Source organism: Tumebacillus flagellatus, from assembly GCF_000714935.1.
GTDB classification, from domain to species: domain Bacteria; phylum Bacillota; class Bacilli; order Tumebacillales; family Tumebacillaceae; genus Tumebacillus; species Tumebacillus flagellatus.
This window is the reverse complement of record NZ_JMIR01000033.1, coordinates 23,831-44,688: the sequence shown is the minus strand read 5'-3', so window position 1 is coordinate 44,688 and position 20,858 is coordinate 23,831. Positions and strand designations below refer to the sequence as shown.

22 protein-coding genes are annotated in these 20,858 nt (G+C 54.0%); 7 read left to right on the top strand and 15 right to left on the bottom strand.

Going from position 1 to position 20,858, the window contains the following annotated elements; genetic code table 11:
* The first annotated feature begins 1 nt into the window (after position 1).
* Positions 2–787 (top strand): 3D domain-containing protein, encoded by a 786-nt coding sequence (locus tag EL26_RS18690; RefSeq protein WP_081857329.1) that lies wholly within the window; start codon positions 2–4, stop codon positions 785–787.
* Positions 788–902: 115 nt separating this feature from the next.
* Here EL26_RS18690 and EL26_RS18685 read toward each other — a convergent pair whose 3' ends face one another.
* From EL26_RS18685 to EL26_RS18640, 10 genes are all read right to left on the bottom strand, one after another.
* Entirely contained in the window at positions 903–1,700 is a 798-nt protein-coding gene (locus EL26_RS18685) for an ABC transporter permease (RefSeq protein ID WP_052036562.1), read from the bottom strand.
* A gap of 295 nt (positions 1,701–1,995) precedes the next feature.
* Positions 1,996–2,592, bottom strand: coding sequence for a hypothetical protein (locus EL26_RS18680; protein ID WP_038092539.1), 597 nt, complete (start codon positions 2,590–2,592; stop codon positions 1,996–1,998).
* Positions 2,593–2,605: 13 nt separating this feature from the next.
* A complete protein-coding gene (locus EL26_RS18675) occupies positions 2,606–3,586 on the bottom strand; it encodes a S8 family peptidase (RefSeq protein WP_038092535.1) in 981 nt (326 codons plus the stop codon).
* Positions 3,567–4,508 (bottom strand): hypothetical protein, encoded by a 942-nt coding sequence (locus tag EL26_RS18670; protein WP_038092533.1) that lies wholly within the window; start codon positions 4,506–4,508, stop codon positions 3,567–3,569. Before EL26_RS18670 ends, EL26_RS18675 begins: the two co-directional genes overlap by 20 nt.
* A 197-nt stretch (positions 4,509–4,705) precedes the next feature.
* Positions 4,706–5,515 (bottom strand): ABC transporter permease, encoded by an 810-nt coding sequence (locus EL26_RS18665; RefSeq protein ID WP_038092530.1) that lies wholly within the window; start codon positions 5,513–5,515, stop codon positions 4,706–4,708.
* A gap of 3 nt (positions 5,516–5,518) precedes the next feature.
* Positions 5,519–6,517, bottom strand: a complete 999-nt coding sequence (locus tag EL26_RS18660; protein WP_038092528.1) for an ABC transporter ATP-binding protein — start codon at positions 6,515–6,517, stop codon at positions 5,519–5,521.
* Positions 6,518–6,525: 8 nt separating this feature from the next.
* On the bottom strand, positions 6,526–6,987 hold the full coding sequence (hepT, locus tag EL26_RS18655) for a type VII toxin-antitoxin system HepT family RNase toxin (RefSeq protein ID WP_152559323.1): 462 nt from the start codon (positions 6,985–6,987) through the stop codon (positions 6,526–6,528).
* 92 nt (positions 6,988–7,079) lie between these two features.
* Positions 7,080–7,967, bottom strand: a complete 888-nt coding sequence (locus tag EL26_RS24065; RefSeq protein ID WP_052036560.1) for an N-acetylmuramoyl-L-alanine amidase family protein — start codon at positions 7,965–7,967, stop codon at positions 7,080–7,082.
* A gap of 180 nt (positions 7,968–8,147) precedes the next feature.
* Positions 8,148–8,696, bottom strand: coding sequence for a P-loop nucleotide/nucleoside kinase family protein (locus tag EL26_RS18645; RefSeq protein WP_038092525.1), 549 nt, complete (start codon positions 8,694–8,696; stop codon positions 8,148–8,150).
* A 23-nt stretch (positions 8,697–8,719) separates the two neighbouring features.
* Positions 8,720–9,904 carry a copper amine oxidase N-terminal domain-containing protein gene (locus EL26_RS18640; protein ID WP_038092522.1) on the bottom strand — a complete coding sequence of 395 codons (1,185 nt, stop codon included), beginning with the start codon at positions 9,902–9,904 and terminating at the stop codon, positions 8,720–8,722.
* A 139-nt stretch (positions 9,905–10,043) separates the two neighbouring features.
* Between EL26_RS18640 and EL26_RS18635 the strand changes: the two genes are divergently transcribed.
* Positions 10,044–10,505, top strand: coding sequence for a VOC family protein (locus EL26_RS18635; RefSeq protein WP_038092519.1), 462 nt, complete (start codon positions 10,044–10,046; stop codon positions 10,503–10,505).
* Positions 10,506–10,668: 163 nt separating this feature from the next.
* Here EL26_RS18635 and EL26_RS18630 read toward each other — a convergent pair whose 3' ends face one another.
* Positions 10,669–10,947, bottom strand: a complete 279-nt coding sequence (locus tag EL26_RS18630) for a glycine zipper domain-containing protein (RefSeq protein WP_038092516.1) — start codon at positions 10,945–10,947, stop codon at positions 10,669–10,671.
* A gap of 277 nt (positions 10,948–11,224) precedes the next feature.
* On the opposite strand from EL26_RS18630, the gene thiE reads away from it, so the two are divergent.
* Both thiE and thiO read left to right on the top strand, forming a co-directional pair.
* Positions 11,225–11,932, top strand: a complete 708-nt coding sequence (gene thiE / locus EL26_RS18625) for a thiamine phosphate synthase (protein ID WP_238546149.1) — start codon at positions 11,225–11,227, stop codon at positions 11,930–11,932.
* Positions 11,929–13,068 (top strand): glycine oxidase ThiO, encoded by a 1,140-nt coding sequence (thiO, locus tag EL26_RS18620; protein WP_038092514.1) that lies wholly within the window; start codon positions 11,929–11,931, stop codon positions 13,066–13,068. Before thiE ends, thiO begins: the two co-directional genes overlap by 4 nt.
* A 135-nt stretch (positions 13,069–13,203) precedes the next feature.
* On the opposite strand, the gene EL26_RS18615 is transcribed toward thiO, so the two are convergent.
* From EL26_RS18615 to EL26_RS18600, 4 genes are all read right to left on the bottom strand, one after another.
* Positions 13,204–13,725 carry a DUF4352 domain-containing protein gene (locus EL26_RS18615; RefSeq protein ID WP_038092511.1) on the bottom strand — a complete coding sequence of 174 codons (522 nt, stop codon included), beginning with the start codon at positions 13,723–13,725 and terminating at the stop codon, positions 13,204–13,206.
* Between the two features lie 115 nt (positions 13,726–13,840).
* Positions 13,841–15,532: a DEAD/DEAH box helicase gene (locus EL26_RS18610; protein WP_038092509.1), complete on the bottom strand. Its 1,692-nt coding sequence runs from the start codon at positions 15,530–15,532 to the stop codon at positions 13,841–13,843.
* 151 nt (positions 15,533–15,683) lie between these two features.
* Complete coding sequence (locus EL26_RS18605) at positions 15,684–16,109, bottom strand: hypothetical protein (RefSeq protein ID WP_038092507.1); 426 nt, start codon at positions 16,107–16,109, stop codon at positions 15,684–15,686.
* Between the two features lie 110 nt (positions 16,110–16,219).
* Positions 16,220–16,969: a glycerophosphodiester phosphodiesterase gene (locus EL26_RS18600; RefSeq protein ID WP_038092505.1), complete on the bottom strand. Its 750-nt coding sequence runs from the start codon at positions 16,967–16,969 to the stop codon at positions 16,220–16,222.
* Between the two features lie 143 nt (positions 16,970–17,112).
* Here EL26_RS18600 and EL26_RS18595 point away from each other — a divergent pair, with 143 nt between their 5' ends.
* The 3 genes from EL26_RS18595 (at position 17,113) to EL26_RS18585 (ending at position 20,755) form a co-directional block, all read left to right on the top strand.
* A complete protein-coding gene (locus EL26_RS18595; protein WP_038092502.1) occupies positions 17,113–18,075 on the top strand; it encodes a GntR family transcriptional regulator in 963 nt (320 codons plus the stop codon).
* 78 nt (positions 18,076–18,153) lie between these two features.
* Positions 18,154–19,884 (top strand): 2-oxoacid:acceptor oxidoreductase subunit alpha, encoded by a 1,731-nt coding sequence (locus tag EL26_RS18590; RefSeq protein ID WP_038092499.1) that lies wholly within the window; start codon positions 18,154–18,156, stop codon positions 19,882–19,884.
* 1 nt (position 19,885) lies between these two features.
* On the top strand, positions 19,886–20,755 hold the full coding sequence (locus EL26_RS18585) for a 2-oxoacid:ferredoxin oxidoreductase subunit beta (RefSeq protein ID WP_038092496.1): 870 nt from the start codon (positions 19,886–19,888) through the stop codon (positions 20,753–20,755).
* The last annotated feature ends 103 nt before the right edge of the window (positions 20,756–20,858 follow it).

The following is a 20,858-nucleotide window of genomic DNA, read 5'->3' as shown; positions in this document are numbered from 1 at the left end:
CATGCAACCACGAAGTATGGTGATGGTCGCGCTGGGGACACTTCTGCTCTGGTCAACAGCCGGCCATCACGTCAGCGAGGCGCAACCGCTTACGCACATCGCGGTGAAACCTCTGGAGTTGCATTCGAGTTCGAGAGCCTTTCCTGCCCTGAAAGTGCTTCACGCGCAAGCCCCGTCGGCAACGGCCTCGGTGATTCCGGCACCGATTCGCCGCGACGAGCCGCAGATGGCCCGTCATACGATTGAACAAGGCGATACGCTGTTCGAACTTGCAACTCGTTACAACACCAAAGTCGAGCATATCTTGCAGCACAATCCTGAGGTGAACCCCGACAACCTCAAGATCGGCGACACGCTGAAAGTTCCGCTCAACACGGTGCAGCATACCAAAACGCGGGAAGAGCTTGGCGACATCGCCGCCAAAGTGACGATGTCCAGCGGCGGTGAGCCGCTCGGCTACAAACGCAAGATCGCCTGCAAGCTGACGGCCTACACGAGCTCCTATGAATCGACCGGCAAGCATCCGGGGGACCGGGGGTACGGCATCACTGCCAGCGGTTCTGCCGCCAAAGAAGGGCTGACCGTTGCCGTAGATCCCGAGTTGATTCCCCTGCACAGTCTGGTGTACATCTCCGGCATCGGACCCCGTTATGCAGAGGACACCGGAGGCGCGGTAAAGGGGCCGCACATCGACGTTTTTTTCAACGACGATCAGATGGCCCGCGAATTTGGAGTGAAGCAAGCCAATGTTTATATCATAGAAGAAGGGCCCAGGGAGTCGGACTGACTCCCTGGCTTTGTTGTGTCGGTATGTACCGTGTAATTAGTATAGCACAGAATAAAAAAGTGAGGCTCCGTTTAGGGGCCTCACTTCGTTTCACGGAATTGCGGAAAAAGACTGTCTAGCTGGAGGCGCTGGTGTAGTTGCGCAGCGCCTGCTTCCAAAACCAGCGGGCGAACACGACCATCAGCACGGCGATGACAAACGAGATCACGGCGTCCGTCCCGTTCAGCTTCCCGATCAACGCCGCCGACGGGAACGTGGTCAGAACCGCAACAGGAAACACGTACGTCAACAGCGCCCGCAAGATGCCCTTGTACACTTGGACGGGGAACCGAGCTGTTTCAAACAGCGACGTAAACAGGAACGTCAAGTTCTCCACCTTCACGAACCAGAACGACATCGTCATCAGCACCATCCAGATACCGTAAAGCGTGACGAGCGCCGCCAAGAACATCAGCAGGAACCAGAGCAGGTTCATCGCGGTGATCGCGATGTTCATCTGCAGAACCGCGTAGACGACGAGCCCGAGCCCCATCAGGACGTCGGTGATCGGCCAGAAGAGGATGTGCCGGAATGACACGTAAAACTGCGCGTCAACCGGCTTGGTGAGGATCAGGTCAAGCGTGCCTTTGCGAATGTGTTGGACGATCCGCCCGATGTTCGGGCGCAGCACCATCTGCACGATGCCGTCGAGCGCGTTGAAGATGCCGAGCAACACGAGCACTTGTTCGAAGCTCCAACCGCCGATCGCTTGCGTCTGGTTGAAAAAAACTTTCAACGTGAGCAGCGACACCAACAGCCCGGAGACGGTGCTCAAGACGTTGGCGAAGAAGTTGGAGCGGTACTCCATCTCCTCGGAGATCGCGAGACGGATCATGGTCGAGAGAAGCCGGGCGTAGTGGAGTATTTTTTTCATAAAAAGAGAACCTCTTGCAAGGGGATTTTCGACCGTCTGGAATCGAGTTCCTTTCAGTCTAATGAATTACGATGCCCAATTCAAGTGCTGGTTATCAGCTCTTCCTTCTGGTCTCCCAACTTTTATGTTCTTCCGACAAAAACTCCTCCGTCTCTTGAACCAGTTTCAAAAATCCCTCTGATGTCGGATGGTTGTAGCAACAAAAAAGTTGTCTCCAATCGCTACTCCCCCGCCGCCGATTGGTGTTTGCGAGTACTGTTTCAAAGTGCTTGATACACCGAGTTAGTTGGTGGTGCTACTCTCGAATGATTTCGTTGCCCTTTTCATCATATCCTTTCACTTCAAGACTACCTTGAGTGACACCCTGTTTCGTATCAAAATATGTTTTTTGATGTGCACCTACCTTGATGATCATCAAACCTGTTTGAGAATAATCCAAATGAATTTCGCTGATCCTTTCATCATTAAGGTAACCCGCCGAAATAAGATAGGTTTGTTGCGGATTGTCATGTAATCCCCCGCTGACCTGATGGATTGTAAAATGACTTTTCGAATCTATAGGCGTTAAGTCAAAGTTATCAACTTTCCACTCGGAATTTTCTTGATATGCATAAACGCACCCTTCATACATAACATGATCTAAATCGAAGACTAAATTAGCAAATCCGGAATTCCCTTCAATCAAAACATCAGTAATCTTGAGATCTTGAGCAAATTGATACTTCTCATTCACTTTGATTTTGACTGCTTGAAAAAGCTTTTCTTCCATACCTGAATCATTGTCTTGCTGGTTCATTGCGATTTTTTGAGGTGAGTCATCTGCTGTTTTAGAATTTGTGCACCCCCCCAACAAAAAAGCAGCCCCCAAAACAACAAACATTATTTTATACATATCGAAAACCCCTTTATTTTTTATTGATTTCAACACCCATAGCAGTAAGCACCTTTTCAACATTCATCACTCTAACCGTCCTTTTTTGATTTTTCCAGTAAACGGTACGATGATCTGAATTTTCAATTAAAATACGCTTAATATCCTTGGGGCTCATTGAAGGTTCTAACGCTCGTATCATAGCCACCACAGATGTTACATAAGGTACAGAAACAGATGTTCCTGAATATGGCATGCAGCTAACCTTACTACCCAAAACCATCAATGAATATATATCTTGTCCAGGGACATAGAGATCGACTTTATCATTTACAGTAGTAAACGGAAGGATATTGTTATTTTTATCAAGAGATCCTACTGATAGTAATCCAGGTAAGGAATAAGACGCTGGGTAATTATAATCGCTAGTACCGCTATTGCCCGAAGAGGCAACTACAACTGTTCCATTTGCAATTACCTTCTTCAAATTAATCAATACCTCTTCATCTGCCTTAAACCCACCTAAGCTAATATTGAGAACATCCACACCATTTTGTAAAAAAGCCTTTATTCCGTTTGCGAGTTGTTTGTTATCAAGACTTTCGTTAGATACGTTATATGTGTACAACGAAATCCCAGGCAACAACCCTTGATAGTCAAGATCTTGCGTTCGCTTCGCACCTATAATTCCCGCAATTGTTACACCATGATACTCCGTATGGAGCCCGTTATCTTTATTTCCTCCCACTCTTTTCAAATTCAAATTATCATATTCCCCAGCAATTCCCGTATCCAAGATACCTACTTTTACATGATACAGATTATTTTGACCTACAGAGACTCTTATCTTATCTGCACCAATCATTTCCAAGGCCCATTTATTTTCTGTTATCGTATGGAAATAAAAAGAGCTATTTTCTGTAACCTCCCCCCACGCATATATACAACAACTAGCAGAAAGCAAAAAAATGGGGATTATGAATCCCCACTTTTTTTTATTGGTAAGTTGCCGCATAGTGTTCAGGGGTCCCCGACCCATCAACCTCATTAATTGCATATTGATGCCACTGAGCTCCAGCATTGCCCGATACTCCAAGTCCCATGTAGCTAGCCGAGAATGAAGCAGTTACTTTAAAGCGGACATCGGTGTAACCTTGAATATACTGCCAAACACCTTGGGCATTGTAACTCCCAATGTTTGATAAGCTCTCGTTGTCAATTTGAACAACTCCATAGGAAGCTGAACTGCCAGTATCAGATACAGCCCTCGTCGTATCCGTAGAAACCGAAGAAGTCTTGTTGTAGTTCCAATTTAGAATATCCTTCAGTTTCGAGTAATTGACTCCACTGCTAAAACTCCACTCACACCAAGTGTTGTAATTCCCGCTCGCTGTAACACCCGGATCCATAAACATAAAAGAGCTTGAATTCCATGGCCCAATAACATGCGTATTGGTCTCAACTTTATCAGTTGAAGAATCAACGGCTTTCTCCGTTCCGAACTTCATCGTTACCTTGCTACCATCAGGATATTTTACCTCATACGACTGTTTGATTGAGTTTTTCTTGCGATCACTTTCGATCTGTTTCTGAATATCAGTTTGACCGTGTTCCATCAAGTTCACATTCGACTTCGCAGCCTTTTTTAAGGCAGCCGGGTCCAATTTCAAAACCCGTTTGCGCATCTCTTGAGGATGAGTTCTTGCGTAATCATCCGAAACCTCTTCTACACCATTGAAACTTACAACTTTATTGTCGTTGCTAAGTTGCTTTACTAGACCGTCAAGTTCAGCGTAATACTTTGCATCATCCAAGGAGAGTCCATCTTGTAACAAATCGTTAACAATCTCACTCCCCTTTGTTCCCTCTGTTGCATGCGCTGTAGTACATACGGTAACTAGCGCAGATACAGCTAAAAACGTGACGATTTTTTTCACCCTTATACCCTCTTTTCTATAAATCACATTCTTGGTTCATGATTATAGTACGAAATATAAAAAATAAAGTCAACCTATATTTACCAATAAATTCATTCATATGGATTTTAAAAATCAAAAGCATCCGAGCGCATATGTGCACACCGGATGCTTTTGATTTAGCTCAATAATTTCTTTTCTCCAAGTTACTAATTTCCTCACCCTCCCACCGCGCTGTGTTTACGCAGGCCCTGTTTCCAAAGCACGCTGTACGCCGCGATGAAGAGCACCAGCCAGATCGCCTGCACGCCGAGCCCTTGCCAGACGGCGGCACCGGTGAGTTTGCCGGTCATAATGTCGACCGGAAACCCCAAGTTCCAGTAAAACGGCGTGAAACTCTGCGACTCCCGCACCCAGTCGGGCAACAGCGCATACGGCGCGATGCGGCCGGAGAGAAACATCGAGAGCGCCTCGACAAACCCGACGATCGCGCTCGTGCGGGTCGTCCAGAAGCCCAAGAGCCCTAAGTTGTAGTACAGTAGATAGCGCGTCGCACACGCGAGCAAGATCGCCAGCAGAATCGACAGCACATGCACAGGCTCCAGCGAAATCCTGACAACGTCCGTCAGCGGCCACGCAATGATCCACGCGACCACCATCACGACGCCGTAGAACAGCTTGTACACGAGGTTCTCCGCGATCCGATAATGCAGATACGACGAAGGCCGCAAGAGATACCCCGAAAGCGTCCCCTCCCGAATGTGCACTTCCACTTCCCACGCGTCCCACGACGCCGTCAGCCGCGAGACGAACATGATGCTCAAAAAGTAGAGAATGAAATCGCGCTGGTCGTAACTGCCGATCGAACCGCCGCCGGAGACGGTCATCCACACCGCCAGCGTGACGATCGGCGAAATAAACCCGCCCAGCATGTAAAAAAACGTATCTCCCCGGTACTCCAGCAGAATCGCCCAGTGAATTTTCATCCATCGGATGTAGACGCGCCACAGCGTGGTGAGTTTGCGCATGAATTACGCGCCCTCCTTGGCGGCAAACGCCATCCCGATCACGTCTTCCATCGGCGGGTCTTCGATGGTGAAGTCCTGCACCGGAAGATCGGCGAGCATCCGCGACGCTTGCTGCGAGACTTCCTCGCGCGGAATCTGAATCGACGCCTGCGGGTACTCGTAGTGCAACAGCGTGCCGTATCGGTCGAGGTCGACCTCCTCCACCTGCTTGGAAAAAACCAACTTGGCAACCTTGAACGGCGCATGCGTGGAAACCAGCTGGTTCAAGTCTCCGTCAAACAGAATCCGCCCGTGGTTGATGATGATCACCCGCTTGCACAGCGCCGTGACGTCCGCCATGTAGTGCGACGTCAGCAAAATCGTGGCGTTGAAGCGCTCGTTATACGCTTTGATGAAGCGGCGGACGGTCTCTTGCATGTTGACGTCAAGCCCGATTGTCGGCTCGTCCAAGAAGATGATCTCCGGACGGTGCAACAGCGACGCGGCGAGTTCGCACTTCATCCGCTCGCCAAGCGAAAGCGTGCGCACCGGCTTTTTCAGCAGCGGTTCGAGGTCGAGCAGGTCGGTGAGTTCCCCCACCGTCTCCCGGTACTGCGCGTCGGGAATTTCATAAATCGCTTGGTTGATCAAAAACGTCTCCGCCGCGGGGATGTCCCAGATCAACTGCGACTTCTGCCCCATGACGAGGGTGATGCGCTTCTTAAACGCTTCCTTCTGCTGAAACGGGACGTAGCCGCCGACGTCGATCGTGCCGCCGGACGGATGGAGCAAACCGCTCAACATCTTCATCGTCGTGGTCTTCCCCGCACCGTTGGGCCCGAGGAAGCCGACGATCTCGCCCGGTTCAATGCCAAACGAGATCGAGTCCACCGCCGTCACCGTGCGAAACGAGCGCTTCATCAGCGAATGCAACGCCCCGCGCAGTCCGGCTTCGCGCTCGTGGACTTTGAAGTTTTTGGTCAGCTCCTTGACCGTGATGCCGTTGTTGTGACTCTTCGGCATGTCGGCACTCACCCCAATTTAACGTAGGTGGAGATCGAATCACGCAAGGTCGGGAAGTCGCCGGCGTGTTTGCGGACATAGTGCCACACGGCGGAGGCTTCGAGTTTGTCGTATTCGTGAGCGAGCAGTTTGCGGAAGCGCACGAGGTCGATGAAGTGGTCGTAGAACTCGCGGGTGAACACGGTCTCCTCCGTCAAGATTTCAAAGATGTCCTCATAGCTCGCCGGGTCGCGCATGATCAGCGCGTCGATGATGATGTTGCCGATGTCGGTCAAGCTCTCCAGCGCCAAGTGCAAAGCGCGTTCGCCCGCCGCTTGCAAGATCAGATCGGCGAGAAATTGTTCCTCGGTATAATCGGACAGCCGTTGCAACACCTGAAATTGCTTCTCCATGAGCGTCAAGTGTCCGCGAATCTGGCTGCGGTGCGTGTCGGTGATAAACATATGTAATTCCTCCATTCTGTCTGCCAAGTGACTGCCTCATCACTCCATCGATCTATTGTAACAAAAAAAGCCCCCGGTTTCATACAAGCCGAGGGCGGCGTATTTTTTGAGAAACGGGCTTACTTTTGATCGGCGCGCATCTGTTCCGCCGCTGCGGTGTAACAGGCTTGCAGCTTGGCGTCATCGGTCAGCGGCCACATCGAATGGAGGAGCACTTCGACGCGGCGGGCCGCTTCCGGCGTCGGTTTGCCGTAATCATCTTGGATCGGCTGACCCGCTGCGATGCGCACGGCGTTGGCGGCACGGTTGAGAGCGACTTGGTCGGCGGGGCGGGCTTGGTTGTAGAACGTTGCGAGATGTACAAGCGCCGCATTGGCCGCCGTGGAGTCGAGTTTCGGCTTGGTGACGGGAGTGGAAGGGGTGGACGGCGACGGGCTCGGACTCGGGTTGGCGATCCCGTAGAAATCCCAGAACGCGCGGGCGATGAGCGGAGCGAATTCATCGAGGTTCGCTTGGATTTTCGGGAGGTCGTCGGAGTCGATGAAGCCGACTTCGACGAGCATCGCGTCCATTTGCGTGCCGACGATCACGCGAAACCCGGTTCCGTTGCTTCCCCCGTCGCGCACCGCCTGCCCGTGCACGCCGCAGATTTGCGAAACGTTTTGTACGATCCCCTTCGCGAGCGGTGCAATCGGGCCGCCGTCGCCGTTGGCGTACATTTCTGCACCGTGTCCGCCGCCCGCGTTGACGTGGATGGAGAGAAACACGTCCGCGTGCGCATTGTTGGCGATGCGGCAACGCTCGTTGAGATCCGGGTTGACGGAGGATGTGTTGCCCGGCGCGAGATCGGTTTCCCGCGTCATCACGACGCGAAATCCGGTCTGCCGGAGCATGTCTCGAAGTTGGAGAGCGATGTGCAAGGTAATATCCTTCTCCTGTGCTCCGTTGGCTGTGGCACCGGGATCGTACCCGCCGTGGCCGGGGTCTAAGCAAATCAGTTTAGACATGGAATTGTATCCTCCTTAAGAGATTTTAAACGGATAATTGTATTCTGATTATAAGGTGACTCCAAATGTTATTCCATTCCCAGTTTGAACTTCATTCCCGGAAACTACAAGCAGATTCCCGAATGACTCCTGATTAAAAAAAACACCCAGCCCGCATGGGTCAAGGTGTTCTTTGGTCATTTAGGATTGTGAGAGGTAGGTGATGACTTCCTCCAGATACGTCTCCAGCGGACGTGAGGAATCAATCAGCAGACAGGGGTGCTCCGAGGGGCGTTGGCTGTTACCGAAAGCGGAGGTGAATGCCTCTGGAGAGTTGACTTGTCGATTCTGGCTCACCATGGCCTCGCGGGTTCTCAGCCGTTGGTCAATCTGGTCGAGGTCTGCGAGCACACATTCTACATATTTATAAGCGGCTCCGTGCTTTTGCGAAAGACGGGTGCCCTTCTCCACCATCACGGTGTAGAGGCAAGGGCTGTCGAGGATCACGCTCAGCCCTTGGGCGAGGTAGAAATCCACCAACGCCCACTCGATGTCGTAGGAGATCTTGCCGACCAGCCGGTTGTCTAACTTCACGGTTTCGGCGTCGGTTTCTAAGGATTGCACGGAGTTCAGCATGGCGGACTTTACGATATCGTGATCGACCACGATCGCGTTTGTTTTTTTCGCAAGGGCTTTGGCGAGCGTCGATTTCCCGGAACCTGGGACTCCGGACATTTGGAGGAAGAACATGAGCGCATTCCCTTTCTACGTGCTTACTTGGCAGAAACAGCGTTTTTCAAAACGTCGTTCGGAATGGCGATCGCCTGCACCTTATCCCAATTGCTCAGTTTGCCTTCTGCGTGGAAGGATGTCGGCAACGTGATGTACGGGTTGGGGATCGAGTTGTCGAAATGAACATCTGCCGTGTAGCCCGTTTCCAAACCGGATGTTTTATCAAACTGCAGGGTGAGGTCAAAGGATTGGACTTCTTTGTCGATTCGCTTCGTGTTAAGAAGTTTGCAAATTCCGTTCGGGTCGAGGTGGTAGGTCACGGTGTTGGCCGCCGCGTCTTGCTTCAAAGTTGCGTACGGTGCGAGGTCCGCGAATTGTTGCAGTTGTTCCGGGCTCATCACAACCGCGTTCACAGCGTCTCGAATTCCTTCCCAAACGCCCTCATCATCTTCGGCATTCATCAGCTTGAACCATTGATTGTCCGAAAGCGGGTTGAGCCCGTAGAAGGTGTCGTCCTGACGGTACAATTCGAAATCCATGGTGCCTTTGACATGGCCGATGGATTCCTCAACGCTCCCCGTGACATGCTGGAGTTTCGATTGAGCTTGCGTGTCCACTTTCAGTTGCAGGGAGTTTAGGAACGGGGCCATCGTGAAAGTTCCATGCGATTCAGTCGGTACGGTAACTTTCATAGTGAAATCGGTCGTATAGCTTTTCTTCGCTTGCAGCGCTTGACTCGATTTTTTCAACAGATCTTGAATGCTCTTGCGCTCGTCCAGTCGAGCTTGCGTCGGCAACACGGTGACCGTTTGGGTCACATCGTCATACGTAACGGCATTGCCAAACGTCTCGGAAATAAACCGAACCGGCACCATCGCCCGGTAGTTGACCAGACGAGGTTGTTCATCCAAGGTGAGCAAAGTCCCGTTCTTCCACACTTTGCCGCTTTGGAAGTCTAACTTCAGCATGATGTCGCCCTTGGTGATCACAGCGGAATCGGTTCCCGAATCGTATGTAACGGTCGCTCCAAGAGCTTCTGTCAGCGTGCGAACCGGTACAAAGACGCGGTCACCCACGAAAAACGGCGCAGATGCTCCGGTGGACACTTCTTTATCGTCGACCATCAGTTTGACGGAATCTGCCGCCCCTGCAACAGACGGATATACAGACAGAAGACCTGCGAGCAGACCGAGCGAGGCCAAGGTGGAGAGAGTTTGTTTTTTCATAGATCGGAATCCTCCAGAAGTTTGATGGAATCGAGGGCTTCATTTTCTCATAATAATGGATTTTTGGGAATAAAAAACATTCCGAATTTCCAGTTTGTGTTAGACTGGTGGTAAGTATCACGAAAAGGAGAAACAAAACATGATCTACGGACTTTATGAAGCGCATCTGCATGTCACCAACTTGGAGCGTGCGGCGGAGTTTTACGAGAAGGTGCTCGGCTTGAAACTCGGGCATCATGAGGAGAAGAGACGCGCGAATTTTTATTTTTTTGATGAGAACAAAAACCACATGCTCGGCGTTTGGGAGATCGCCCCGGAACAGTTTCGACGGGAGCATGTCGCGTTTCATTCCACCGTGGAAGACATCAAACGGGCGGCTGCCTTCTTCGACGAGCACGGCATCGAAACCCGCAACTTTGACAACACGGGGAAGACACCGTTGAAAGTCATCGCGTGGATGCCTGCGATTTCGATTTTTTTCAAAGACCCGGACGGGCACTCGCTGGAAATGCTCGCCATGCTGCCCGATGAACCGAAGCCGGAACTCGGGGTCGTCCCGTGGGCGGAGTGGGAAGCGATGCACGGGCGTGAGTTAACATAGGTGAGCACGCGCTCCAATAACGAAAACCAGAACGAAAGCCCCCGACCCGAATTCGAGGTCAGGGGCTTTTCTATTCAGACCAACCCGTTCGGGACGCGACTCGCGACAGGATGAAAAACCATAGCCCGGTTGAATTCCGAACTATGGTCTTTTGGTGAGATCCCTATCGAGTCCGATTGTCGTCCTCCATGTCATTCGCAGCGTTGGCGCTGTTCTGTTCGTTCTCTTCGGCACCTTCGCCGATCTTGTTCCCTGCCACCCCGCCGGCGATGGCTCCGGCCACAGTCCCGACCGGTCCGAAAATAGAACCCACTGCTGCGCCTGCTACGCCGCCGCCTACGGTTCCTGCCGCTTCGCTCATATCCGTGTTGTTGGCAAAGGCACCGTCCTCACGATTGTTGCCTGCATCGTACTGATTTCGTTTTTGATGATTTTCTGCCATTCCGATCACTCCTTTGATAGGATTGTGGGCAGGCGTGGTTTTCCGCAACCTTTCCCGCAAGTATCATGCCCCTGCTGAAGCAACGGTACACCTCTATCAATTTGACAAGTATTTTGCTCACTGTTAGGATTTTGATAGGTTTTTTGTTCCCTACCGATAATGATCACTGGTACAATAAGGATTTTCCCTGTTGTACATGGGACAGGTGGATTGGTGCGCATCGTAAAATGGAACGATGGCCTCTTGGACCGAATCCCATGAGAGAGAAGGAATTTGTGTGTCCGAAGCAAGATTTCAATTGCATGTGATCACCGACGGCAAGCGTCAAGCGAACGACTTGCACGCGATTGTCGAACGGGCGGTGAAGGGCGGCGCTGATGTGATTCAATTGCGCTATAAGTCCGCACCGGCTCTCGATTTGTATACTCTCGCCCAAGCGATCTCCCCGACCATCCAGGCCGCGGGCGCCGGGCTTCTCATCAACGACCGCGTCGATGTCGCGCTCGCCGTCGAAGCACAAGGCGTGCATCTCGCCGCCAAAAGCTTGCCGATCTCTTCGGCTCGTCCGCTTCTGCAGCCGCATCAACTCGTCGGTTGCTCCGTGCACTCCGTCGAAGAAGCGATCCAAGCCGAACAGACGGGGGCGAGCTACATCACCTACGGCCACATCTTCGCCACGAACTCCAAACCCGGCCTGCCGCCGCGCGGCGTGGACGCGCTGCGCCAAGTCGTCGAAGCGGTGAACATTCCGGTGCTCGCCATCGGCGGGATCACCAAAGATAATTTAGAGGAAGTGCTCGCCGTCGGCGTCGCCGGCATCGCGGTCATCGGCGCCGTCATGGCGGATGAAGACCCGGAACGCGCATCCCGCGAACTGCGCGACGTGATGGACAACAGCGTCCATCGTCCGAAAAAAGCCCTCCCCAGCGCCCGCTCTCTAGCCTCTCAGGCGCAAGGAGTAACAGACGGGGGCGTGTCCCGATGAACGCAAACGCAAACCTCTCGTCCCGCGCGCTGGAAACCGACGTCCTCATCGTCGGCGGCGGCGTGATCGGTGCCGCCGTCGCTTATGAACTGGCGAAGGCAGGCGTCCAGACGCTGCTCATCGAACGCGGAGAACTCGGCGCACAATCGACCCGCGCCGGAGCGGGGATGCTCGGCGCGCAAGTCGAGATGATGAACCCGGGCCCGATGTACCGGCTCGGCGTCGCGTCGCGGGCGCTTTTTCCCAACCTGCGCGACGAACTGCTGGACATCTCAGGTCTTGACATGGAACTGCAAACGCCGGGGATCTTCCGCGTCGCCGTCGACGAAGCAGACCGTCAAGAGCTTCTCGCACGGCTTGCTTGGCAGCAAGAGGCGGGCCAGCGCGCCGAATGGTACGAAGACGACGAACTGCGCAAGATCATCGGCGACGACACCGTCAGCACGACGTACGGCGCGCTCTACCTCCCCGACGACCACCAAGTGCGCAACGCCGCGCTCTTGCTCGCGTTGGTCGCGTCCGCCAAGATGCTGGGAGCGAACATCCTTGAACACACGGCGATGACCGGATTCCTCGTCGAAAACGGCGCTGTCGTCGGCGTTCAGACGCTAAACGGCCCGATTCGCGCCAACCGTGTGGTGTTGGCGACCGGCGCGTGGACGGGACTGCTCGGCCAAGAACTCGGACTCGACATTCCGGTGTTTCCGGTCAAGGGGCAGTCGTTCTTGCTCGACACGTTCGCCCCGCCGACGCCGTACACGATCTTCACGCACGGCTGCTACATTCTGCCCAAGCGCAACGGACAAGTCTACGTCGGCGCGACGGAGGAACCGTCCGGTTTTGACACGCGCCCCGAACTCGGGTCGCTCGCGAAGCTCTCCGGCCAAGCCGTGCACCTCATGCCGTCGCTCGCCGCCCTGCCGTTCGCCGCACCTCTTGCCGGGCTCCGTCCCGGCTCCCGCGACGGACTGCCGGTGCTGGGCGAAGTGCCCGGCGTGCCAGGTCTGTACCTCTCCACGGGTCACTTCCGCAACGGCGTGCTGCTCTCCGCCATCACGGGCCGCCTGATGCGCGAAGTGCTGACGGGTGCGAAGACCTCTGTGGACGTAGAACCGTTTGCCCTCTACCGCTCATAGCGCATACTAGTAATAAGCACTCCACTGCCCGCTCAAGTGGAGTGCTTTATTTCGTTCGCCCTGACACGCTCCTCGAATAACAAAAAAAGCTCTCCTTTGCTCGGCGCTAGTGAGAGCTTTCTTTCCGTTTTTCCGTTATTTTAAATCAAAGTTGACCGTCTGCGAGCCGTCCCCCGACGTCAACTGCATCCGCACCAGCGGGACGTTGGGGACGTCAAACACGACGGTGCCGTTGATCGTCTCCTTGCCCTCCACGTTGCGGAGGAAGAACGCTTTTCCCGTCGGGACTGCCAAAAGACTTGCCGTGTTGTCAGCCGCAAGCAGGGACCCGTCCGGCAGCAAAAGTTTAAATTGCGAGAGGGTGACCGGCAACGGAGTGCCCTGAAGGTTGCGCATCGAGAAGTTCACTTTGTAGTACGTTCCGCGCGCTTCCGTTGCATTGTTATCACCGACGATCCGGTTCGTTTTTTTCAAATCGGTCAGTTCGACCGCGAATGGGCCCACGATCACGTTTTCGTGAAGGGTGTACGTCTTGAGGGTTTTCTGCCCTTTGTTTTGCGCCAACTGTTGATCCATCAGCCACCACGTCACGCCGCTGAACACCACGACGAGGACGATGAGCCAGAGGATCAGGTTGGTTCCTTTGCTACGTTTCATGAGTGTTGGTTCTCCCCTGCGTTTTCCGCAATTTTCTCAACTCTATTGTAGCATTGCCAGAAAAAAAGTCACGGCTCTGCAAGATGCAGAACCGTGACTTTTTGCGTACGTCAGATTAGAAACGCGGGCCGCGCGGTGCGCCGCCTTTGTTCTCGCCGGAAGCGCGACGGGATTCGCCGCTGCGTTCCTTGAAACCGCCCTTGCCGAAGCCGCCGCCGCCTGCACCGCCGCCGCGACGTTCGCCGTCACGACCGCGATAGCCGCCGCCTTCGCCGCCGCCACGGTAACCACCACCGCCGCTGCGACGCTCGCCGTCACGACCGCGGTAGCCGCCGCCGCCGCCGCCGCCGCCGCGATTGCCGTAGCCGCCGCCCTTGTTGCCGTAACCGCCGCCGCCGCCGCGGTTTCCATAGCCACCGCCGCCGCCGCCGCGCTCGTTGCGACGTTGGTCGCGCATTTCACGGAAGCGTTTGGAGAAGTCGATGACTTCCTCAAGGCTCTTGTCGATGGAGGTCAGCTCTTGGTCGCCGACGAGGTCTTCGCCGATGATCTTCAGCGCCGCCGCCACGATTTGCACGGAATCGTGCTGGTTAAGCAGTTCGTTCGCCAGTTCCTCGAATTGCGGTTCGATGTCCTCCATGCCGTTCAGGACGCGTTCCATGATGCGGGATTGCTGGCGTTCTTTCAGTTCTGCGAGCGTCGGGAGCAGCGACTTGTGGATGCGCTTGCCGATCGCTTGCTCGATCATGCGCAGGAGTTTGAACTCGCGCGGGGTAACCAGCGTCAACGCTTTGCCCTCGCGGCCGGCGCGACCGGTACGGCCGATTCGGTGCACGTAGGAGTCCACGTCTTGCGGAATGTCGTAGTTGATAACGTGCGAAACGCCTTCGACGTCGAGACCGCGCGCCGCCACGTCGGTTGCGATCAAGAGGTCGATCGTGCCTTGACGGAACTGATGCATGACTTGGTCGCGTTCGCGCTGGGTCATGTCGCCGTGCAAGCCGGACGCGAGGTAGCCGCGCGCTTGCAGGAGTTTTTGCAGTTCGTCAACGCCCTTCTTGGTGCGGCAGAAAATCACGCCGAGTTCCGGGTCTTCCACGTCCAGGAGACGGGTCAGCGCGTCGACTTTGTTCTTGTCAGCCACCTCATAGTAGATTTGCGCGATCTTCGGCGCGGTGACGCCTTGCGGTTGGATCTTGACCGTTTGCGGGTCTTTCATGAAGCGCTCCGCCAGACGGCGGATCGGGTCCGGCATCGTCGCGGAGAACAGCAGGGTTTGGCGCTCATCCGGCACTTCGGCGAGAATCGCTTCGATGTCTTCGAGGAAGCCCATGTCGAGCATTTCGTCCGCTTCGTCCAAGATGACCGTCGTGACGTCTTGCAGTTTGATCGTCTTGCGGCGGATGTGGTCGAGCAGACGGCCCGGCGTGCCGATGATGAATTCCGGGTTGCGCTTGAGCGCTTTGATTTGACGGTCGATCGGTTGACCGCCGTAGACCGGCAGAACGTTCACGCGGGAGAACTTGCCGAGTTTGGAAGTCTCGTCCGCGACTTGGATTGCGAGTTCGCGCGTCGGCGCGATGATCAACACTTGGATGGCGTTGCGGTTCTTATCCACGCGCGCCAGGGTCGGGATGACGAACGCAGCCGTCTTCCCCGTACCGGTTTGCGCTTGCCCGATCACGTCGATGCCTTGCATCGCGAGCGGGATGGTTTCTGCTTGGATCGGGGTTGCCGATTCAAAGCCCATCTCTTCCAACGAGCGCAGTACGTTTGTATCAATTCCCAGTTCAGAAAACATTGCCATAGATCTTGTTCCTCCTATAATAAAAAAACCTTCTTGGTCTAGTGTGCCCACATTTTGACCTCGGTTGTATGCAGACGCAAAAGAAAAAGAAGAGCGCTGAAGCTCTTCTCTATGCTCCAAATAATGATGATATCATAGTTTGGCTATCTTGTCACCAATTTCCTGACACGACATCGCAAAATTTCAAAGTTCGATCCCCCCAGAGGCCTTGGTTTAGGATCACGCGAACATCGGTGTCGTCTCCAAAACCTAACTGCCGGAACCCTTCCGCCGCTTGCTGGACGGCGCGACAGAGGTCTTCATGATCAAGATTCCCCACATCCGCCGCTTCCAAACGGTTCTCGTCAAAAAAACAAACGATCGAGATCCCCTCATGGTCCAATTCCGCCGTGGCGAGGTTATGAAGCAGTTCGATGGGAAACGCAAACAGCTCCCCCTCTTCCGTCAGCAGCAAGCGGCATTTCTGTTTGTATTCGCTCTGCTCGGTAAGTTTACGTATGTCGGAACGCGTCGGCGCCCGGTAAATTTCATAGTAATGTCGGTCGTACTTGCCGATCAAACCGGTGTGAAAAGGCACGTTGTCCACCTCCACTTTCAAGTATAACCAACAGATTGGTCGAACGCATCTCCGACCAATAGAAAACCCCGCCGTCCGGTGCTAGCGCCCTTCGTGCGAGGTATCTCTACCTATATAATAGGAGAGGACTCAAGAACCGATTTCAACCGGTCCGGGTAGTTCGTGATCATGGCATCCACCCCGGAGAGGACAGCCAACCGCATATGGTCCATTTCGTTTACAGTCCAAACATTCACTTCCAGCCCTGCTCGATGCGCCTCCGCCACCAATTCCGGCTTCACCGTCGCAAAAAAAGGATGCAACGCAGACGCGCCCAGGCGCTCGGCATACTCTGTCGCTCCCACGATCACGCAGTCGTAAAGCAGCCCGCACTTGATATCGGGAGCGAGCGCATGAAACTTCTGCATCGACCCGTGGTGGAACGAAGAAACCACGACCGAATTTTCAATTTGGTTGCAACGAATCAGGTCCAATGTCTTTTCTTCCAAACCCGGCATGTCGAAGATGGAGTTTTTCAGTTCAATATTCAACACCATGCGTCCGCCGAACGTTTCGATCACTTCTTGAAGCGTGGGGATCTGCAACCCTTTGTATTGCGGGGCGTACCATGATCCCGCGTCCAACGCGCGCAGTTCGTCCAACGTATGCATATAGACATAGCCTTGCCCGTTTGTGGTCCGGTTAAGCGTTTCGTCGTGAATCACGACCGGAACACCGTCCCGTGTCAATTGGACGTCGAACTCAAACCCGTCCGCTCCCAGCTGTTCTGCTCTGTAAAACGCCTCCATCGTGTTCTCCGGCGCATGCCCGGAAGCCCCCCGGTGGGCCAGATTTAGCACTTTTTCCCTATTCGGTCTCATCTCAACAACGCCTCCCAGCCAAAAGATAGCAAATCGAGGAACTTTCCGCAAAATGAACTTTTCGTATCGCGGTTGTAGGTGTATAATGTGTGCGAAGCAAGGTGTAGGACCAATGGATTAATCCATTTTGATGAGGTGAGCACATGCCGTTTCCGATTGTGCGGAAAAACGGAATTCCCCTCTACATACAGGTGAAGGAAGCCGTCCTCGCCGAGATCAAATCAGGCGTGTGGAAAACCGGCGACAAACTTCCCACGGAGCGGGAACTGTCTGAGAAGCTCAAAGTGAGCCGCAACACGGTATCACAAGCGTACCAAGAACTTGAAGCTGAGGGCGTCCTAAGCTCGGTTCAAGGGCGAGGCACGTTCGTCTGTGACCGTGACGACGCCGTCCGCATCGAGAATCGGAAGGAACTGCTGCTCAAAATCATCGATGTGGCGATGGAAGAAGGCCTGCAATTGGGTTTCACCTTGGAGGAATTCGCCGAGTTCACAACGGAACGCGCCCGCCAGAAGCTGGAGATTCTCAGCAAAGTACGCGTGGTGTTCATCGAGTGCAACCGCGAGCAAGTCGAGTACTTCTCCAAGAAATTGCAGTTTGATTCCGGCGTCACGATCACGCCGATGGTGTTGGAGGACTTAAGCCAAGACCTCGACCGCTATCTGCCGGATGTGTTTGCATCCGACCTTGTCATTACAACATTCTTTCATTATGATGAGGTTAAAGATCTGTTAGGCCCGCGTAAAAACGTGCTGGCCATCGCGCTGGACCCGCAATTGGAGACGATCGTCCGGATTGCACGCATTCCAATGGGAAGAAAAATTGGTTTGGTGTGTAAGTCGGAGAACTTTGCGGGCAAAGTATTACTGGCGCTCAAGAACGCAGGTCTCGACGGCGTGGACATCCGCGTGTTTACAAAACATTCGGAGCAAGACATCGCCGACATCGTGCACAGCCTCGACGTGATCATCTGTTCACCGGGCCGTCGCCGCGATGTCGAGCAGCACATGACCCGCCGCCAAGAGATCATTGAATTTGTTTACAAGCCGGATGTGGCCTCGATCAATTTGTTGCGCGCCGCATTAATTGATTTACGACGCCAATGATCCAATTTTTCGATCCTCACACCCGAGTTGTATAATAAGAGTACTTCACTTAATGTCTACGAGGAGTGGAACTGAAACATGTTAGAACAACTTTCTTGGAAAGTTGGGGGCCAACAAGGTGAAGGTATCGATTCCACCGGTAACATCTTGGCAACCAGCCTGAACCGTCATGGTTACTTCATCTACGGGTACCGTCATTTCTCGTCCCGTATCAAGGGCGGTCATACCAACTACAAGATTCGCATCAGTACCAAATCTCGTCTGGCGAACGCCGACTACCTGGACATCTTGATCGCTTTCGACCAAGAGACGATCGATTTCAACTCGCACGAACTTCGTGAAAACGGCGTCCTGATTGCAGACGCGAAATTCAACCCGGTCGCACCGGAAGGCAAGCAAATCCGTTTCTTCGCGGTTCCGCTCACCAAAATCGCAGAAGAAAACGGCTCTGCCATCATGAAAAACATGGTCGCTGTCGGCGCAACCGCAGCGGTTCTCGGCCTCTCGCCGGAAACCTTCCTGTCCTACCTGAACGACAAGTTCCTCCGCAAAGGCGAACAAGTTGTTCAAAACAACATGAACGCCCTGAAAGCGGGCTTCCAATACGTCATCGACCAAGGCATCGAACTCTCCGATCTGAAACTTGCACCTGGCGACGGTGTCGAGCGTCTCTACCTGACCGGTAACGACGCTTGCGGTTTCGGCGCACTGGCAGCAGGCGTTCGCCTCATGCCGGCCTACCCGATCACCCCGGCTTCCGAGATCATGGAATACCTGATCAAGAAACTGCCGAAAGTCGGCGGCCACGTTCTGCAAACCGAAGACGAAATCGCAGCGGTCACCATGTCGATCGGCGCTTCCTTCGGCGGCTCCCGCGTCTGCACCTCGACGTCCGGCCCGGGTCTCGCGCTGATGATGGAAGGGATCGGTCTCGCAGGCATCACCGAAACCCCGATCGTCATCTTCGACACCCAACGCGGCGGTCCGTCCACCGGTATGCCGACCAAGCATGAACAGTCCGACATGTACGCAGCTCTGTGGGGCACCCACGGCGAGATCCAAAAGATCGTCGTCGCGCCGTCCAACGCGGAAGAATGCTTCTACATGACCGTTGACGCGTTCAACTGGGCGGAACAATACCAAGTTCCGACGATCATCTTGACCGACCTCGCGCTGTCGATGTCCGACCAAACCGTTGAGAAGTTCGACTTCTCCCGCGTTTCCATCGACCGCGGCAACTTGGCAACCCAAGAACAATTGGAAGCTGTTGCAGCCGGCCAGCTGTTCAAGCGTTACGAGTTCACCGATTCCAAAATTTCTCCGCGCGTCTTCCCGGGTCAAAAAGGCGGCATCCACCACGTGACCGGCGTTGAGCACACCGAAGTGGGCCGTCCGACCGAAGACAAGAACATCCGTAACAAGATGATGGATAAGCGTCTCGGCAAATTCGACGGCATCGAGCTGCCGAACTCCTTCTCCTTCAATGGCGACGAAGACTTCGATACGCTGCTCATCGGCGTCGGCTCCACCGCCGGCCTGATCGACGAAGCGATGGAACGCCTGCAAGCGGAAGGCCAAAAAGTCGGCCACCTGCACATCAAAGTTCTCAACCCGTTCCCGACTGAATCCGTTCAGAAGTTCGTCAGCAAAGCGAAGAAGGTCGTTGTCATCGAAAACAACGCAACCGGCCAGCTGAAGAACATCATGCGCTTCAACGGTGTTCAAGGCGAGTTTATTTCCCAAGTCAAGTACGACGGGAACCCGTACATCCCGTCCGAAATCTTCACCTTCGTAAAGGAGCTGAACTAAAGTGGCAACAGTAAAAGATTTCCGTAACGAAGTACGCCCGAACTGGTGCCCGGGTTGCGGCGACTTCTCCGTCCAAGCCGCCATTCAAAAAGCACTCGCGGAATCCGGCAAAGAACCGGAAGAAGTAGCAGTCATCTCCGGGATCGGTTGCTCCGGCCGTATCTCCGGCTACATCAACTCCTACGGTTTCCACACCATCCACGGTCGTTCGCTCCCGGTCGCGCAAGGCGTGAAACTGGCGAACCGCGACCTGACTGTCATCGCTTCCGGCGGCGACGGCGACGGCTTCGGGATCGGCCTGCACCACTTCATGCACGCGGCACGCCGCAACATGGACATCACCTACATCGTGATGGACAACAACATCTACGGTCTGACCAAAGGTCAAACCTCCCCGACTTCCGCGCAAGGCTTCAAGAACCCGAAGTCCACTCCGGAAGGCAACATCGAGAACGCGCTCGTTCCGGCACAAGTCGCTCTGTCTGCTGGCATCGGCTTCCTGGCTCAAGGCTTCTCTTCGGACATCAAGCAATTGACCGAAATCATCAAAGCGGCGATCGCGCATAAGGGCTTCTCGCTCGTCAGCGTCTACTCGCCGTGCGTCACCTACAACAAAACCAACACCTACGACTGGTATAAGGAAAACATCACCGTCGTGGACACCATCGAAGGCTACGACAAAACCAACCGCATCCAAGCGATGGCGACGGTTATGGAACACAAAGGCCTCGTCACCGGTATCCTGTACCAAAACGAGTCCCTCAAAGCCTACGAAGACCTCATTCCGGGCTACAAAGAAGAGCCGATCGTCAACCACGAACTCCCGCTTTCCGAAGACTTCCTGACCAAAACCATGAAGGAATTCGTGTAAGCCGGATTCTCGGAATCAGCAAAAACACTCCGCCTCGCGCGGGGTGTTTTTTTGTTTCCCGTGCAAGCCGTGATAGGAAAGCCCAAATGCCCTAAAAAAAACA

Excerpts from the sequence above, each read along its gene's own strand:
- EL26_RS18690 (WP_081857329.1), top strand. The coding sequence starts at position 2 with ATGCAACCACGAAGTATGGTGATGGTCGCGCTGGGGACACTTCTGCTC.
- EL26_RS18685 (WP_052036562.1), bottom strand. The coding sequence starts at position 1,700 with ATGAAAAAAATACTCCACTACGCCCGGCTTCTCTCGACCATGATCCGT.
- EL26_RS18680 (WP_038092539.1), bottom strand. The coding sequence starts at position 2,592 with ATGTATAAAATAATGTTTGTTGTTTTGGGGGCTGCTTTTTTGTTGGGG.
- EL26_RS18675 (WP_038092535.1), bottom strand. The coding sequence starts at position 3,586 with ATGCGGCAACTTACCAATAAAAAAAAGTGGGGATTCATAATCCCCATT.
- EL26_RS18665 (WP_038092530.1), bottom strand. The coding sequence starts at position 5,515 with ATGCGCAAACTCACCACGCTGTGGCGCGTCTACATCCGATGGATGAAA.
- EL26_RS18660 (WP_038092528.1), bottom strand. The coding sequence starts at position 6,517 with ATGCCGAAGAGTCACAACAACGGCATCACGGTCAAGGAGCTGACCAAA.
- EL26_RS24065 (WP_052036560.1), bottom strand. The coding sequence starts at position 7,967 with ATGTCTAAACTGATTTGCTTAGACCCCGGCCACGGCGGGTACGATCCC.
- EL26_RS18645 (WP_038092525.1), bottom strand. The coding sequence starts at position 8,696 with ATGTTCTTCCTCCAAATGTCCGGAGTCCCAGGTTCCGGGAAATCGACG.
- EL26_RS18640 (WP_038092522.1), bottom strand. The coding sequence starts at position 9,904 with ATGAAAAAACAAACTCTCTCCACCTTGGCCTCGCTCGGTCTGCTCGCA.
- EL26_RS18635 (WP_038092519.1), top strand. The coding sequence starts at position 10,044 with ATGATCTACGGACTTTATGAAGCGCATCTGCATGTCACCAACTTGGAG.
- EL26_RS18630 (WP_038092516.1), bottom strand. The coding sequence starts at position 10,947 with ATGGCAGAAAATCATCAAAAACGAAATCAGTACGATGCAGGCAACAAT.
- thiO (WP_038092514.1), top strand. The coding sequence starts at position 11,929 with ATGAACGCAAACGCAAACCTCTCGTCCCGCGCGCTGGAAACCGACGTC.
- EL26_RS18615 (WP_038092511.1), bottom strand. The coding sequence starts at position 13,725 with ATGAAACGTAGCAAAGGAACCAACCTGATCCTCTGGCTCATCGTCCTC.
- EL26_RS18610 (WP_038092509.1), bottom strand. The coding sequence starts at position 15,532 with ATGGCAATGTTTTCTGAACTGGGAATTGATACAAACGTACTGCGCTCG.
- EL26_RS18600 (WP_038092505.1), bottom strand. The coding sequence starts at position 16,969 with ATGAGACCGAATAGGGAAAAAGTGCTAAATCTGGCCCACCGGGGGGCT.
- EL26_RS18595 (WP_038092502.1), top strand. The coding sequence starts at position 17,113 with ATGCCGTTTCCGATTGTGCGGAAAAACGGAATTCCCCTCTACATACAG.
- EL26_RS18590 (WP_038092499.1), top strand. The coding sequence starts at position 18,154 with ATGTTAGAACAACTTTCTTGGAAAGTTGGGGGCCAACAAGGTGAAGGT.